Genomic DNA, 15,135 nt, shown 5'->3' with positions numbered 1-15,135 from the left:
GCACCGCCGGGAGCACCCGCCGCTGCTCGGGCAGACGGAGCAGTGGCTCGGCAGCCACCTGGACGAGCTGGCCGTCGCCGCCCGGGACGCCGCCCAGCACGCCGACGTCGTGGACCGGTGGGGCGCCCGGCTCGCCGGGCTCCTCACGGACGGCGGGCGCGTGCTCGCCGTGGGCAACGGCGGCAGCGCCGCGGAGGCCCAGCACTTCACCGCGGAGCTCGTCGGCCGCTTCGTCGACGACCGCCGGCCGCTGTCCGCCGTGTGCCTGTCCGCCGAGACCTCGAGCCTGACCGCCATCGTCAACGACTACGGCGTGGAGGAGGTCTTCGCCCGCCAGGTCCAGGCCCACGGCCGACCCGGCGACGTGCTCGTGGTGCTCTCCACCAGCGGGCGCAGCCCCAACGTCCTGGCCGCGGCGGACCGGGCGCGGGAGCACGGCCTGCATGTCTGGGCGCTCACCGGTCCCGGCCCCAACCCGCTGACCGAGCGGGCGGACGAGTCCCTGACCGTGGCCGCGCCCAGCACCTCGGTGATCCAGGAGGTCCACCTCATGCTGCTGCACGCGGTCTGCGCCGCCGTGGACGCCCGGCTCGCCCCGTCCGCCGGGCCCGCGGCGCCCGTCGAGGCCGGCACGCCCGTCCGCACGGCCGTCCGGGCGGGGGCCGCATGAGCGCCCCGCACGTCGTCGTGGTCGGCGACGCCCTGCTGGACCGGGACGTCTCGGGCACCTCGACCCGGCTGAGCCCCGACGCGCCGGTCCCCGTGGTGGACGTCGACGCGGTGTTCGCCAGTCCCGGCGGGGCGGGCCTGGCGGCGCTGCTGTGCGCGGACCCGCCGTCCGTCGGCGCCGGTCCGGCGGCGGTCGCCGTGACCCTCCTGGCCCCGGCCGCGGACGACGACGCCGGCCGGGAGCTGGCCGGCGCGCTCGGCGAGGTCGCCCTGGAGCGGCTGGGCCACGAGGGCGGGACCCGCACCAAGACGCGGATCCGCAGCTCGGGCCAGACCCTGGTGCGCGTGGACGAGGGCGGGCCCGGCACCCCGGTGGGCGTCTCCGCCGCGCACGTGGCCGCGGTCCTCGCCGGCGCGGACGCCGTGCTGGTCTCCGACTACGGGGGAGGCGTCACCCGCGATCCCGCCGTGCGCGCCGCGCTCGAGGAGCACGCCCGCACCGGTGTGGTGGTGTGGGACCCCCACCCCCGCGGGGGGCCCCCGGTGCCCGGGTGCACGCTCGTCACCCCGAACGCCGCCGAGGCGGCGGCCGCCCTCGAGGGCCCCGCGTCCCCCCGCGAGCTCGCCGGCGCGCTGCGCCGACACTGGGACGCCCGGGCCGTGGCCGTCACGGCCGGCGCGGACGGCGCCTACCTGGCCACGACCACCGGCACCGAGCGGGTTCCCGCCGCGCCCGTGCAGAACACCGACCCCTGCGGGGCCGGGGACCGGTTCGCGTCCGCGGCGGTCCTCGCCCTCGGCGGCGGCACCGACGTGACGGCCGCCGTGGAGACCGCCGTCGAGGCCGCGGGGCAGTGGGTCGCCGCCGGCGGGGCGGCCACCTGGCGCACGCGCCGCGCCGCCGGCGTGCACGCCCGCCCGGTCCTGCACCCGGGCGCCGAGCGGCTGCCCCGCGAGGTGCAGGAGCTGCTGGGCGAGGTGCGCGGCCGCGGCGGGACCGTCGTGGCCACCGGAGGGTGCTTCGACGTCCTGCACGCCGGGCACATCGCCTCCCTCGACGCCGCGCGGCGGCTCGGCGACGCCCTGGTGGTGCTGCTGAACTCGGACGCCTCCGTGCGCCGGCTCAAGGGCCCGGGCCGGCCGGTGGTCGGCGAGGCCGACCGCGCCCGGGTGCTGGGCGCCCTGCGCAGCGTCGACGCCGTCGTCCTCTTCGACGAGGACGACCCCCGCGCGGCCCTCAACCTCCTGCGCCCCGACGTGTGGGTCAAGGGCGGGGACTACACCCCCGAGCAGCTGCCCGAGGCCGTCGACGTGCGCGGCTGGGGCGGGCGCGTCACGGTCCTGCCCTACCTGTCGGGACGCTCGACCACCGCGATCCTGCAGAAGGCCGGCCGTGAGCGCTGAGCCGGCCACCGCCGCGGCCGCTCCTCCCGCCGGGACGGAGCCGGACCGGTGGACCGTGGACCCCGTGACGGTCGGCCCGGGCGACGTGCTCGTGCTGCGGGCGCTCGGGCTCGGGGATGCCCTGACCGCCGTGGCCCCGCTGCGGGGTGTGCGCCGGATGCTGCCCGGGCACCGGCTCGTGCTCGCGGCGCCGTCCGCGGTGGGTGCGTGGCTGGCCGGGCTCGGCGTGGTCGACGGCGTGCTCCCGGTCCCCGGGCTGGTGCCGCTGCCGTCCACCGCCGGCGGCCACGTGGCCGTGAACCTGCACGGGCGCGGGCCGCGCAGCCACGAGCTGCTCCTGGCCTCCCGGCCCGAGCGGCTCGTCGGCTTCGCCGCGCCGGAGGCCGGCCACGACGGCCCGCCGTGGCGGCGGGACGAGCACGAGGTGCACCGCTGGTGCCGCCTGGTCACCGGGGCCGGTGGACCGTGCGGCCCCGAGGACCTGCGCCTGCGCGCCCACCGGCCGGCCCCCGGGGACGCTCCCGTGCTGATCCACCCGGGCGCCGCCTCCGCCGCACGGCGCTGGCCCGCCGAGCGCTGGCGGGAGGTCGCCGCGGCCCTGGCCGCGGACGGGCACCGGATCGTGGTGACCGGCTCCCCGGCCGAGGCGGAGCTCGCCGCCGCCGTCGTGGCCGGGATCGACGCCGCGGAGAACCGGTGCGGTGCGCTGGACCTGGACGGCCTGGCCCGCACCGTCGGTGCGGCCGCCGTGGTGCTCAGCGCCGACACCGGCGTGGCCCACGTGGCCACCGCCCTGGCCGTGCGCTCCGTCGTGCTCTTCGGTCCCACGCCGCCCTCGTGGTGGGGGCCCGCCGTGGACCCCGGTCTGCACACCGTGCTGTGGCACGGCGACCCGGCCGCCCGGGCCTGGGGCGACCCCCACGCGGACCGCCTCGACGCCCGGCTCGCCGCCGTCACCCCGGCGGAGGTGCTGACCGCGGCCCGGGCCCAGCTGGACGCCTCCCGCCCCTGACGCCCGCACGGCCACGGCCTCGTCCTTCCAGTCTCCCGAGACCTGCCCACCGATCCCCGTCCTTCGACCCAGAGGAGCACCGTGAACCCCACGACCGACGCGACCGCCACCGCGGGCGCCGCCCGTCCGATCCGCCGCGCCGTCGTCACCGGCGGGGCCGGCTTCCTGGGCAGCCACCTGTGCACCGAGCTGCGCCGCCGGGAGGTGGAGGTGGTCTGCCTCGACAACTTCCTCACGGGCTCCGCGGCCAACATCGAGCACCTCGTGGGGGACCCTGGGTTCCGGCTCGTCCAGTGCGACGTCACCGACTACGTGCACGTGCCCGGGGACGTGGACCTCGTGCTGCACTTCGCGTCCCCGGCGTCCCCGATCGACTACCTGAAGCTGCCCATCCACACCCTGAAGGTCGGCTCGATCGGCACCCACCACGCCCTGGGGCTCGCCAAGGACAAGGGGGCCCGGTTCGTGCTCGCCTCCACGTCCGAGGTGTACGGCGACCCGCAGGTCCACCCGCAGCCCGAGAGCTACTGGGGCCACGTCAACCCGGTGGGCCCGCGGGGGGTCTACGACGAGGCCAAGCGCTTCGCCGAGGCCCTGACCGTCGCCTACCGCGCCGAGCACGGGGTGGACACCGCGATCGTGCGGATCTTCAACACCTTCGGCCCCCGGATGCGGCCCTTCGACGGCCGTGCGATCCCCACGTTCATCCGCCAGGCCCTGGCGGGGGAGCCGCTCACCGTGGCCGGGGACGGTGCCCAGACCCGCTCCGTCTGCTACGTCTCCGACCTCGTCCGCGGCATCCTGGCCCTGGCCGGCAGCGGGCACAGCGGCCCCATGAACATCGGCAACCCGCACGAGCTGTCCGTGCTGCAGATCGCCCGCGACGTCATCGCGGCGACCGGCTCCTCCTCGGGCCTGGAGTTCGTCGAGCGTCCCGTCGACGACCCCATGGTGCGCCGCCCGGACACCACGCTCGCGACCGAGGTCCTCGGCTGGGCCCCGGAGGTCCCGTGGACGGAGGGGCTGGCGCACACGGTCGAGTGGTTCCGCGAGGGGGCGGGCCTGCCACAGCCGGGCGCCGCCGTGCGCTCCCGCTGACCGGACCGCCGCGGCGCCGGCCGCGGCGGTCCGGTCAGCTGACGTAGCGCCGGGCGGCGCTGCTGCGCTGCGACTCCTCCAGGGCCAGGAACCGCCGCTCGACGTGCTCGGGCAGGGGGCGCCGCTCGCGCAGCACCCACGGCGCCCCGCGCAGGGCGTCGAGCAGGGCCAGGGCCGTGACCCGGTCCCGGGGGGCCGCGCCGACCACGTCCCGGGTCCGGCGCAGGGCCGCGCGCAGCGGCCGGCGCAGCCAGATGAACCACAGCGTGTTGCGCAGCCCGTGCCGGCGCCGCAGGTGCGGGTCCCGGACCGTGGAGGCCTGGTGGTGGACCACCACGTCGGGCAGGTGCACGAGCTCCCAGCCCGCGGTCGCGAGATCCGCGGCCAGCAGCTCCTCCTCCCCGCCGAGCCACAGCCGCTCGCTGAACCCGCCCACCTCGAGGAACGCGGTCCGGCGGACCACGGACGCCCCCGCCAGGAAGCTGCCCAGGGCGGGTCCGGGCATCCAGGCGGGGCCCTCGACGGGCGAGTGCAGCAGCTCCGCGTTGATCGCGTCCTCCCGGGACCCGGGCTCCACCAGGATCTTCCCCGTGACCACGCCCAGCCGCGGGTGGGCCTCCAGCGCGTCGGCCGCCCGGCGCAGTGACCCGGGCTCCCACCACGTGTCGTCGTCGCAGAAGGCCACGAACGGCGTGTCCACGCGCTCCAGCGCCACGTTGCGGCCCACGGCGCCGAGGTTGACGGGGCTCGCGACGAGCTCCGCCCAGGGGTGGTGCTCCCGGACCGCGTCCGCGGTGCCGTCCGCGGAGCCGTTGTCGACGACCACCACGTGCGGTCGTTCGGGGAGCTCCCGCAGCCGGGCCAGCGCCAGCAGGGCCTCGTCCCGGCGGTTGTGGGTGATCATCACGACCGCCACGCGCCCGTCGGGGGCGGACGCGGGGGTGGAAGCGGTGTCGGTCACGGGCTCTCCTCGGGTGCGGTGGGGTCGGTGGGGCCGTGCAGCAGCGCGAGCGCGGCCTCCGTGGTCGGGGACACCCGGTGCCGGGCACGCAGCGCGGCCGGCACGCGGGGGAGGGCGCCGAGCAGCCCGCGGCGCCCGGTGCGGCCCCCGCGCAGGGCGCCCAGCGCCTCGTGCGCCACCACCCGCAGGGGACGGCGCATCAGCGCGGTCAGCAGGCGGCTGCGGACCAGCTCGGCCTGCCGGCGGCCGTCCGAGCCCCGCCGCGGCGAGGGGTGGTGGTGGGCGCGGATCTCCGGGACGTAGGACAGCCGCCACCCGGCGTCGAACAGGTCGAGGGCGAGGCGCTCCTCCTCACCGGGGAAGCGCACGACGTCGTCGAAGCCGCCGGCCGCCAGGAACGCCGAGCGCCGCACGATCGCCCCGCAGCCCACGAAGCCGAGCAGCGCCGGGCCGGGCGAGCCGGTCGGGATGCCCAGCGGGGACGCCGCGAGCACGGCGTTGAGCGGATCCGGGCGCTCCTCGGGGCCCACGGCGATGGACCCGGCGACCAGGCCCAGCCGGGGGTGGGCGTCGAAGACGGCCGCGGCGCGGGCGAGCGCCCCGGGCGCCCACCACGAGTCGTCGTCGGCGAAGGCCACGTAGGGCGTGCGGGCGATCCGGACGCCCACGGTCCGGGCCACGGCCCCGACGTTGCGGGGCAGCTCGACCACCTGCACCCGGGGGTGGGCGGCGCGCACCGCCTCCGCGGAGCCGTCCGTGGAGGCGTTGTCCACGACGACGACGGGCCCCTCGTGCCGGCCCAGGTGCGCCACGAGCTCCTCCCGGCGGTTGCGGGTGGCCACGACCACCGTGACACGGTGCTGGGGGTCCGGGGCGTCCATCGCGTCCTTCCGTCGAGTCCGCCGTGTCCCGGTGGCGGACGCGGCCGCGTGCCCGCCTCCGGGCGGACACGCCCTCCCATCGTAGGGGCACGTCCTCCCGCCGTCCGGCGCACCGCGCGTGGCACAATCGGGAGGGACCTCGGCATCCGGGTTACCGTTGCGAAACACGGCGCGTCCACACTGCACGTACTGCACGTACAGCACGTCCTGCCCGTCACGACCCCGAAAGGCCTGTGATCGCCCGACATGTCCGACCTGTTCGAGAACTACGCCACCGACATGGCCGTGGCGGCGGCCTACGACGAGATGTTCACGGCGGACCAGCGGATCCGGTCCGGCTACGACCAGGTGGGCGGGGTGCTGGACGACCTCTCGCTCAGCGACGTCAACACCCGCGCCGACTCCATGGCCCGGTCCTTCCTGGACCGGGGGGTGACCTTCGACTTCGCGGGGGAGGAGCGGCCCTTCCCGCTGGACATCGTGCCGCGGGTGATCACCGCCGGTGAGTGGGACGTCATCGAGCGCGGGGTCAAGCAGCGGGTCCGCGCCCTGGAGTGCTTCCTCGACGACGTCTACGGGGAGCAACGGGTGGTGGCCGACGGCATCGTGCCGAAGGCCCTGATCACCTCCTCCGCCCACTTCCACCGGGCCGTGTGGGGCTTCCGGCCCCCGGGCGGGGTGCGGATCCACGTGGCGGGCATCGACGTGGTCCGGGACCAGGCGGGCGTGTTCCGGGTCCTCGAGGACAACGTGCGCGTGCCCTCCGGGGTCTCCTACGTGATCGAGAACCGGCGGGCCATGACCAAGGGCCTGCCGGAGGCGTTCATGTCGCAGCCGATCCGCGCCGTGGAGGCCTATCCCCGGCACCTGTACAAGGCGCTGCGGGCGACCGCCCCGGAGGCGGCGGAGGACCCCACGGTGGTGGTCCTCACCCCCGGGGTGTTCAACTCGGCCTACTTCGAGCACACCCTGCTGGCCGGGCTCATGGGGGTGGAGCTCGTGGAGGGCCGCGACCTCGTGGTCCGCGGCGACAAGGTCTACATGCGGACCACGGACGGCGAGCAGCGCGTGGACGTGATCTACAAGCGCATCGACGACGAGTTCGTCGACCCGCTGCACTTCCGCTCGGACTCCGCGCTGGGCTGCTCGGGGCTGGTCAACGCGGCACGGGCCGGGAACGTGACCATCGCCAACGCGATCGGCAACGGCGTGGCCGACGACAAGCTCACCTACTCCTACGTCCCCGACCTCATCCGGTACTACCTCGACGAGGAGCCGGTGCTGCCCAACGTGGACACCTACCGGCTGGAGGAGGACGAGGCCCGTGCGTACGTCCTCGAGCACCTGGAGGAGCTCGTGGTCAAGCCCGTGGACGGCTCCGGCGGCAAGGGGCTGGTGATCGGCCCCCAGGCCACCGAGGCGGAGCTCCAGGAGCTGCGGGCGAAGGTGCTCGCGGACCCGCGCGGGTGGATCGCCCAGCCGGTGCTGCAGCTGTCCACGGTGCCCACCTTCGCGGAGGGCGGGTTCAGCCCCCGGCACGTGGACCTCCGGCCCTTCGCGGTGAACAGCGGCGACGAGGTCTACGTGCTGCCCGGCGGGCTGACCCGCGTGGCCATGCAGAAGGGCTCGCTGATCGTCAACTCCTCGCAGGGCGGCGGCTCGAAGGACACCTGGGTGCTCGGCCAGCCGCAGACCCAGGACCTCGACCCCGGCCAGGCCCCGCCCCAGGACGTCGACTCCTCGGTGCACACGTGGCCGGTCTCCGCGTCCTGGCAGGACGAGGGCGACACCGGCCAGCAGCAACAGCAGCAGCAGGCCGTGGCTGCTCCCGGCACCGCCGGGAGCACGGCCGCGTCCACCACCGCATTCGCCACCGACGCGACCCGCACCGGAGAGGGGCCCACATGCTGAGCCGTATTGCCGAGTCCCTGTTCTGGATCGGCCGCTACGTGGAACGGGCCGACGGGGTGGCGCGGATCCTCGACGTGCACCTGGAGCGCATCACGCAGCTGCCCGTGGGCGAGCAGGAGGCCGAGGTGCGCCGCATCATGGCGGTCATGGGCGTGGAGCCCGGGGACGGCGACCACAGCGTCCGGTCGCTGATCCACGAGCTCGCGTGGAACAAGGACTGCCTGACCTCCATCTCGGGCTCCCTGCACGCCGCCCGCGAGAACGCCCGCCGCGCCCGGGAGACCGTGTCCTCGGCCATGTGGGAGTCGCTGAACTCCACCTACTACGGACTGGGCCAGCACCGCCGCGACGTCGTCGGCACCTTCCGGGTCTGCCACTGGACCATCGAGCGGATGGCGACCGTGCGGGGACAGATCCAGATGACCATGTCCCACGACGAGTCCTGGATGTTCCTGTCCCTGGGCGCGGCGATCGAGCGGGCCGACATGACGTCCCGGCTGCTGTGGACCCGGTCGACGTCCACGTCCGGCATGTCGTGGGTGTCGATCCTGCACTGCGCCGGCGGGTACGAGGCCTTCCTGCGCACCCGGTACGGCACGTTCAGCGACGAGTCCGCGACCGAGTTCCTGCTCCTGGACCGGCTCTTCCCGCGCTCCATCCTGCACGCGCTCACCACGGCGGAGGAGATCCTCGTGGGCCTGGAGCCCGGCCTGCAGCGGGTCGGCTTCAAGGACGACGCCCGCCGCATCATCGGCGAGGCCCGCACGTCCCTGGAGTTCCACCACGCGCTGGACCTCATCGCGGTGCTGCCCGAGCACCTGAACAACGTCCAGGCCGCGTGCGCCAACGCGTCGGAGGCCGTGAGCACCAAGTACTTCTCGCACGCCGTCGAGGCGTCCTGGTTCGGAGGCATGCTGTGACCCGGCTCAAGATCGACCACGTCACCCGCTACGACTACAACGACAACGTCTCCAAGTCCTACAACGAGGCCCGGATGACCCCCCTCACGGACGACGAGCAGGTCGTGCTCGAGGCGGAGCTCGCGCTGAGCCCGGGGATCGCCACGGTCAGCAACTACCGGGACTACTGGGGCACCCGGGTCGCGGCCTTCGACATCCAGGGCCGGCACCGGCACCTGGAGGTCCGCTCCTCGGCCACGGTGGAGGTGCACCGGCGCCCCGGCGACGAGGTCGCGGACGGGCTGAGCTGGGCGGAGCTGGCCACCCCCGAGGTCCTGGACGCGGTCTCCGACTTCGTGCCGCAGACCCCGCTCACCCGGCTGGGGCCCGAGCTCGAGAGGATCGCCGAGGAGATCCGCCGCGAGGCGGCCGATCCGGCGGCGGCGGCCGCCGCGATCTTCCGCGGCATCGCCACGCACATGCAGTACGTCCCGGGGGTCACCGGCGTCCACACGGACGCGGAGGCCGCCTGGCGGGAGGCCAAGGGCGTGTGCCAGGACCTCGCGCACGTGGCCCTCGGCATGATGCGGCACATCGGCATCCCCGCCCGCTACGTCTCCGGCTACCTGCACCCGGACTACGAGGCGGGCATCGGCACGACCGTGCCGGGGGAGTCCCACGCGTGGGTCGAGTGGTGGAACGACCGGTGGTACGCCTACGACCCCACCAACCACACGCAGCTCACCGACTTCCACGTCACGGTGGCCCGCGGCCGCGACTACACCGACGTCACCCCGCTGAAGGGCATGGTCACCGGGGGTGGGGGCACCTCGGGGCTGCAGGTCCAGGTCGAGGTCACCCAGACCGCCTGAGGCGGTGCCCGGCGGGCTCCCCTCGGACCCGGTCCCCGGCCACCGCCGCGGCGATCTCGGCCGGAGGGCCGGCGGACGCCGGGCGCCAGGACGTCAGCTCGGCGCGGCCGACGAAGCGCTCGGTGGCTCCCCAGCGCGGGTAGCACGTGGTGAGCGTGAGGATCCGGCTCCCGGCACCGGCAGCGGGGGCCAGGACACGTGTCTCGTCCGGGGCCACCACCTCGCCGCTCCGGTAGGAGTACGTGTAGTAGGCCTCGACCGTGCGTACGTGGATGCGGTCGCCCGGCCGCAGGGTGTGCACCAGGTCGAGCGCCTTCCCCTTGGACTGCCGGTGGCCGGCGATCGCGAAGTTGCCGGGTTCGCCCGGCAACGCGGTGGACGGGTAGTGCCCCAGTCCCAGGGTGTCGAGCACGCCGGGGTCCGTTCCCTCCGCCAGGGGCCGGGCGTAGTCGTCACCGAACCGCGGGACGTAGACGAGGCCGATCAGCTGCCCGTACGGTGGCCGCGCCGTCACCGGAGGCGTCCCTGCTCCGCCGCCGCCGGCCTCCGTCCCGGGGGCGGAGCCCGCCTGCTCGAGCCGGTCGCTCATCGCCACCACCGCCCGTTCCTGGGCCTGTGCGGCCACGAGGTCCGTCCCCCACAGATGCCACACCGGCACGAGCAGCAGCGCCAGCCCCAAGGCCATCAGCACCACCGGTCCTGCGCCGCGGCGACGTCCTCCCGCGGCACGGAGGCCTGCGGTCCGGACGCGTGAGTCCGGACCGCGGAGGGCGGTGTCCGGGATCGACGGCACGGTGCCGCCTCAGGCCCGCCTGCGGCGCAGGGCCGCACCCAGCACGAGGAGCAGCGCGCCGAGCACACCCGCCGGCAGCACGCCACCGGGCACGCCCGTGTAGGCCAAGGAGTCCGGCTGGGCAGGCGGAACCCGGACCGGGTCGGAGACGGACAGCGCGAGACCGGTCGCCGGCGAGCTCGCGGCGGCGGTGGCTGCGGCCGGGACGCCCGGTGCGGCCGGGGGTCGGTCGTCGGCGGTCTCCTGGTGCGCCGGCAGGGCCACGTGGGCACGGACCGAGCCGGCCGGACGCAGGTCCGCGTCCGCCGGCACGACAGGGTGCACCGGCCTCGGCGCCCGGGGGTCGGAGTCCTCGACGCCGGGAGACGTGGGGGCCGGTGATGGGGCGAGGAGGGTCGGCGCTGGGAGGGCATCCCGGTCCGGCGGGACGGGCGCAGACACGGGTCCGTCGGTGCCGCTGACGGGCGTGGCACCTTCTGAGCCCTGGCCACCGTTGCCCTGTCCGTCGTTGCCCTGTCCGTCTGAGCCCTCATGGCCGGTACCGGGGGCAGTGCCGTCGGAACCGTGCCCGTCGGTGCCGTGGTGTCCTTCACCGGGGTCGGTGCCGTCGTTGCCTTGGGTGCCGTTGCCGTTGCCGTTGTCGCCGTTGCCGGGAGTGGCGCCGTCGTTGCCCTGGCCGTTGTTGCCGTGGCCTCCGTCGTCAGGGGTCGCTCCACCGTTGTCCTGGCCGTCGTTGCCCTGTCCGTCTGCGCCTTCGTGGTCGGTACCGGGGGCAGTGCCGTCGGAACCGTGCCCGTCGGTGCCGTGGTGTCCTTCACCGGGGTCGGCGCCGTCGGAGCCCTGGCCGCCGTTCCCGTGTCCGCCGTTGCCCGCAGCCGTCGTCGTCCACGGGGCCGGCGCTGCGGTGGCGGAGGCCGGTACGATCTGCTGTCCGGGTCCGGGGCCCAGATCGGTGGCAAGAGCACCCGTGAAGCCGCAGAAGGTCAGGGCGGTGGCAGTGGGGGCGACGAGCAGCGCTCGGCGGAGGGAGGGGTTCATGGTGATCTCCGAGGGGTGAGAGACGGTGTTCTGGATCGGTTCTCACCGTAGGGAAATCACATGACATTGCATGTAGGCAGAAGTGCCTCGGATCTGCACTGTCCCCCGTGCTGTCGATGGCGGATGCTATGCCTCTGACCTGGGGGAACGCCGTTCCGGTGGATCCGGGCGCCCGGACCGGGATCGATTCCTGTCCCTCGTTCTGGTCCGCTGGTGCGGGCCGTGTCCCCGGAAGTGTGCGGCCTCGGTGCTCTCGGCGCCCGGGATGTGACGGGGCCGCGAAGAGACGGCGTCACCGCACCACGGGGGACGCGGTGCGGTGACGCCGTCGGACGCCGGCTTTCGGGGGCCGGAGCGGTCAGTTCTCGAAGCGGAAGTTCTTCGGGGCGACCGTCAGGCCGGACGGGGTTACGGTCAGGCCCCGGGCCCGGTCCTGCTCCGCGTCCACGCCGACCTTCACGCCGGGGGGCACCACCACGTTCTTGTCGAGGATGCACCGCTCCACGACGGCGCCCTCGCCGACCTCCACGTTGGGCAGCAGGATGGACTGGTTGACGGTGGCGTCGTTGTGCACGAGGACCTTGGGGGAGAGGATCGACTCGCTCACGCGCCCGCCCGTGACGAGCACCCCGCGGGAGAGGATCGAGTCCGTGGCGATCCCGCCCTCGCCCCGCGGGCCGCGCACCAGCTTGGCCGGCGGCGCCTGGATCTCGTGCGTGTAGAGCGGCCACGCGTAGTTGTACAGGTTGAACACCGGCAGCGGGCGGATCAGGTCCATGTGGGAGTCGTAGTACGAGTCCAGGGTGCCGACGTCCCGCCAGTACTGCCGGTCCCGCTCGGTGGAGCCCGGGACGTCGTTGTTCGTGAAGTCGTAGACGGCCGCCTCGCCGCGGTCCGCGAACCAGGGCATGATGTCGCCGCCCATGTCGTGGCTGGTGCCCTCCTTCGACTCGTCGGCCCGCAGGGCCTCGATGAGCGCGTCGGTGTCGAAGACGTAGTTGCCCATCGACGCGAAGAACGCGTTGGGGTCGTCCGGGAGGGGTGCGGTGCTCTCGGGCTTCTCGACGAACCGGGTGATCCTCGTGACGTCGTCGGGGTCCGTCTCGATCACGCCGAAGGACGTGACCATCTCCATCGGCTGGCGCACGCCGGCCACGGTGGCGCGGGCCCCGGACTCGATGTGGAAGTCGACCATCGCCGAGAAGTCCATCCGGTACACGTGGTCGGCGCCGACCACCACCACGATGTCGGGCTTCGCGTCGTCGATGAGGTTCATCGACTGGAAGATGGCGTTGGCGGAGCCCAGGAACCACTCCTTGCCCCGCCGCTGCTGGGCCGGGACGGTGGCCACGTAGTTGCCCAGCTGGGTGGACAGGCGCCAGGTCTGGGAGACGTGCTGGTCCAGGGAGTGGGACTTGTACTGGGTGAGCACCACGACCTGGAGGTAGCCCGAGTTCACGATGTTGGACAGCGCGAAGTCGATGAGCCGGTAGCCGCCCGCGAAGGGCACCGCGGGCTTGGCACGGTCCTCGGTGAGCGGCATCAGGCGCTTGCCCTCGCCTCCGGCCAGGACGATCGCGAGTACCTTCTTACGGTGCGGCATGGGAACCTCTCTGACTTCTTCGGCAATCGGGCGCAACAACTCCGCCTCGCGGCGCGGAACCACTCGACAGGCGCCTTCATTGTGTCTTAACAGCCGCGAAGGGGGGTGACCGACCACACAGGAGTCGGGATGTGTCACCCCGCGCACGGCGTGGCGTCCCCTGCGGGAGATTCCCCGTGGCGGCGGGGCGTTCCTGCAGTACGCTCGGAACCGTGCGAGCAGATATCTTGTCCAAGGAGTTCCCGCCCGAGATCTACGGCGGCGCCGGAGTCCACGTGTCCGAGCTCTCGCGGGTCCTGGCCCCGCTCGTCGACCTGAGGGTGCGGTGCTTCGGCGCTCCGCGCGAACCACGGGTCAACGGCGTCGAGGTCCAGGCGTACCCCGTGCCTGCGGAACTGGCCGACGCCAACGCCGCGATCCAGACGCTGGGGGTGGACCTCGCCATGGTCGGCGACATCGCCGGCGCCGACCTGGTGCACTCCCACACCTGGTACGCCAACATGGCCGGGCACCTCGCATCGCTGATGCACGGCATCCCGCACGTGCTCTCCGCCCACTCCCTGGAGCCCCTGCGGCCCTGGAAGGCCGAGCAGCTCGGCGGCGGGTACGCGGTGTCCTCCTTCGTGGAGAAGACCGCCTACGAGTCGGCCGCGGCGATCATCGCCGTCTCCGACGGGATGCGCCAGGACATCCTGCGGTCCTACCCGGACGTCGACCCCGACCGGGTCCGGACCGTGCACAACGGCATCGACGTCAGCCAGTGGGTGCGCGACGAGAACACCGACGTGCTCGAGTCCTACGGCATCGACCCCGCCAGGCCCTCCGTGGCGTTCGTGGGCCGCGTCACCCGGCAGAAGGGCGTGCCGTTCCTGCTCCGCGCCGCGGCCCGGCTGCCCGAGGACGTGCAGCTGGTGCTGTGCGCCGGCGCCGCCGACACCCCGGAGCTCGGCGCCGAGGTCAACGCGCTCATCGACGACCTCAGGGCCACCCGGTCCGGGGTGGTGCTCATCGAGAAGATGCTGCCGCGCCGCGAGATCGTCCAGATCCTCTCCGGCGCCACGGCGTTCGCCTGCCCGTCCGTCTACGAGCCGCTCGGGATCGTCAACCTCGAGGCCATGGCCTGCGGCACCGCCGTGGTCGCCTCCGCCACGGGCGGCATCCCGGAGGTCGTCGTCGACGGCGAGACCGGGCGGCTGGTCGAGATCGAGCAGGCCCAGGACGGCACCGGCACGCCGGTGGATCCGGAGAAGTTCGTGGCCGACTTCGCGGCCGCGCTGACCGAGGTGGTCTCCGACCCGGAGCGCGCCCGGGCGATGGGCGCCGCCGGCCGGCGCCGCGCCGAGGAGCACTTCGCGTGGGAGTCCATCGCCGAGCGGACCGTGGAGGTCTACCGCTCCGTGCTGTGAGTCCCGCACGGCGCTGCCGGCCGCCGTGGCCGGCGGCGCCGCGCGGGAGAGGCGGCGGCCACCGTGGGCCCGTGGGAGCACGGGGCGGCGGCGGCCGCCGCCGGCACAGGTGAGGGGGGTCCCCGGCCACCCCGAGAGCCTGCGTCGCCGGCGGGGACGGGGGGGCACCCCGGTGGCTGGGACGCTTCTCTCGAGTGAGCATCGTCCCAGGTCAGCTGGACAATCCGGGAGACGCTCAGGACACATTCAACCGCATGCCGGGTCGTGGCGGAAGCCGGGAGAGCGCCTACCGACGAGTTTTCATCATTTTTTCGGCCGCGCCCCGCGGGCGGCCCCGGAGCCGCGCCGATGTGAACCCCAGGCCCGCATGTGGTAACTTATTTTCTGTTGCGTTCAGGGAGAGCGGCCGGAAACGGCACGACGTTTCACCTGGATCCACTCGCGCGGGTGGCGGAATAGGCAGACGCGCTAGCTTGAGGTGCTAGTCCTCGTATTAGAGGGTGGGGGTTCAAGTCCCCCCTCGCGCACAGATAACGGCCCAGTCGGGCCGAAGACGGCAGCCCCGTCGTTGACAGGACCAAGAATCCT

13 protein-coding genes and 1 tRNA gene are annotated in these 15,135 nt (G+C 74.2%); 9 read left to right on the top strand and 5 right to left on the bottom strand.

What is annotated here, in order from left to right; translation table 11 throughout:
• Positions 1 to 109 precede the first annotated feature (109 nt).
• From AVL61_RS18750 to AVL61_RS14295, 4 genes are all read left to right on the top strand, one after another.
• Entirely contained in the window at positions 110 to 670 is a 561-nt protein-coding gene (locus tag AVL61_RS18750) for a D-sedoheptulose-7-phosphate isomerase (protein ID WP_408669429.1), read from the top strand.
• Positions 667 to 2,073: a PfkB family carbohydrate kinase gene (locus AVL61_RS14305; protein ID WP_058874999.1), complete on the top strand. Its 1,407-nt coding sequence runs from the start codon at positions 667 to 669 to the stop codon at positions 2,071 to 2,073. The genes AVL61_RS18750 and AVL61_RS14305 overlap by 4 nt, the downstream gene beginning before the upstream one ends.
• Positions 2,063 to 3,085 carry a glycosyltransferase family 9 protein gene (locus AVL61_RS14300; RefSeq protein ID WP_231738425.1) on the top strand — a complete coding sequence of 341 codons (1,023 nt, stop codon included), beginning with the start codon at positions 2,063 to 2,065 and terminating at the stop codon, positions 3,083 to 3,085. The genes AVL61_RS14305 and AVL61_RS14300 overlap by 11 nt, the downstream gene beginning before the upstream one ends.
• An 81-nt stretch (positions 3,086 to 3,166) precedes the next feature.
• Positions 3,167 to 4,183, top strand: a complete 1,017-nt coding sequence (locus tag AVL61_RS14295; RefSeq protein ID WP_058874998.1) for a UDP-glucuronic acid decarboxylase family protein — start codon at positions 3,167 to 3,169, stop codon at positions 4,181 to 4,183.
• Positions 4,184 to 4,217: 34 nt separating this feature from the next.
• Here AVL61_RS14295 and AVL61_RS14290 read toward each other — a convergent pair whose 3' ends face one another.
• Together AVL61_RS14290 and AVL61_RS14285 are read right to left on the bottom strand one after the other, a co-directional pair.
• Positions 4,218 to 5,144, bottom strand: coding sequence for a glycosyltransferase family 2 protein (locus tag AVL61_RS14290; RefSeq protein ID WP_197412721.1), 927 nt, complete (start codon positions 5,142 to 5,144; stop codon positions 4,218 to 4,220).
• Positions 5,141 to 6,025: a glycosyltransferase family 2 protein gene (locus AVL61_RS14285; protein ID WP_058874997.1), complete on the bottom strand. Its 885-nt coding sequence runs from the start codon at positions 6,023 to 6,025 to the stop codon at positions 5,141 to 5,143. Before AVL61_RS14285 ends, AVL61_RS14290 begins: the two co-directional genes overlap by 4 nt.
• A gap of 246 nt (positions 6,026 to 6,271) precedes the next feature.
• On the opposite strand from AVL61_RS14285, the gene AVL61_RS14280 reads away from it, so the two are divergent.
• Genes AVL61_RS14280 through AVL61_RS14270 form a run of 3 tightly spaced genes read left to right on the top strand, consistent with a single transcriptional unit; the run spans position 6,272 to position 9,707 of the window.
• On the top strand, positions 6,272 to 7,936 hold the full coding sequence (locus tag AVL61_RS14280) for a circularly permuted type 2 ATP-grasp protein (protein ID WP_058874996.1): 1,665 nt from the start codon (positions 6,272 to 6,274) through the stop codon (positions 7,934 to 7,936).
• Positions 7,930 to 8,856, top strand: a complete 927-nt coding sequence (locus AVL61_RS14275; protein ID WP_058874995.1) for an alpha-E domain-containing protein — start codon at positions 7,930 to 7,932, stop codon at positions 8,854 to 8,856. The genes AVL61_RS14280 and AVL61_RS14275 overlap by 7 nt, the downstream gene beginning before the upstream one ends.
• Positions 8,853 to 9,707 carry a transglutaminase family protein gene (locus AVL61_RS14270; protein ID WP_058874994.1) on the top strand — a complete coding sequence of 285 codons (855 nt, stop codon included), beginning with the start codon at positions 8,853 to 8,855 and terminating at the stop codon, positions 9,705 to 9,707. Before AVL61_RS14275 ends, AVL61_RS14270 begins: the two co-directional genes overlap by 4 nt.
• Here the strand turns inward: AVL61_RS14270 and AVL61_RS14265 are convergent.
• From AVL61_RS14265 to glgC, 3 genes are all read right to left on the bottom strand, one after another.
• A complete protein-coding gene (locus tag AVL61_RS14265) occupies positions 9,691 to 10,392 on the bottom strand; it encodes a class E sortase (protein WP_231738431.1) in 702 nt (233 codons plus the stop codon). The genes AVL61_RS14270 and AVL61_RS14265 overlap by 17 nt on opposite strands.
• 117 nt (positions 10,393 to 10,509) lie before the next feature.
• The gene (locus AVL61_RS18035; protein ID WP_157571449.1) at positions 10,510 to 11,538 is read right to left on the bottom strand and encodes a hypothetical protein; all 1,029 of its coding nucleotides are present in this window, start codon (positions 11,536 to 11,538) and stop codon (positions 10,510 to 10,512) included.
• Positions 11,539 to 11,896: 358 nt separating this feature from the next.
• On the bottom strand, positions 11,897 to 13,141 hold the full coding sequence (gene glgC / locus AVL61_RS14255; protein ID WP_058874991.1) for a glucose-1-phosphate adenylyltransferase: 1,245 nt from the start codon (positions 13,139 to 13,141) through the stop codon (positions 11,897 to 11,899).
• A 212-nt stretch (positions 13,142 to 13,353) separates the two neighbouring features.
• Here glgC and glgA point away from each other — a divergent pair, with 212 nt between their 5' ends.
• Both glgA and AVL61_RS14245 read left to right on the top strand, forming a co-directional pair.
• The gene (glgA, locus tag AVL61_RS14250) at positions 13,354 to 14,547 is read left to right on the top strand and encodes a glycogen synthase (protein WP_058874990.1); all 1,194 of its coding nucleotides are present in this window, start codon (positions 13,354 to 13,356) and stop codon (positions 14,545 to 14,547) included.
• Positions 14,548 to 14,988: 441 nt separating this feature from the next.
• Positions 14,989 to 15,074: transfer RNA gene (locus AVL61_RS14245), tRNA-Leu, on the top strand.
• The last annotated feature ends 61 nt before the right edge of the window (positions 15,075 to 15,135 follow it).

Source organism: Kocuria rosea subsp. polaris, from assembly GCF_001483755.1.
In the GTDB taxonomy this organism is placed as follows: domain Bacteria; phylum Actinomycetota; class Actinomycetes; order Actinomycetales; family Micrococcaceae; genus Kocuria; species Kocuria cellulosilytica.
The sequence above is the reverse complement of the archived record's forward strand: the minus strand, read 5'-3'. Positions and strand labels throughout refer to the sequence as shown.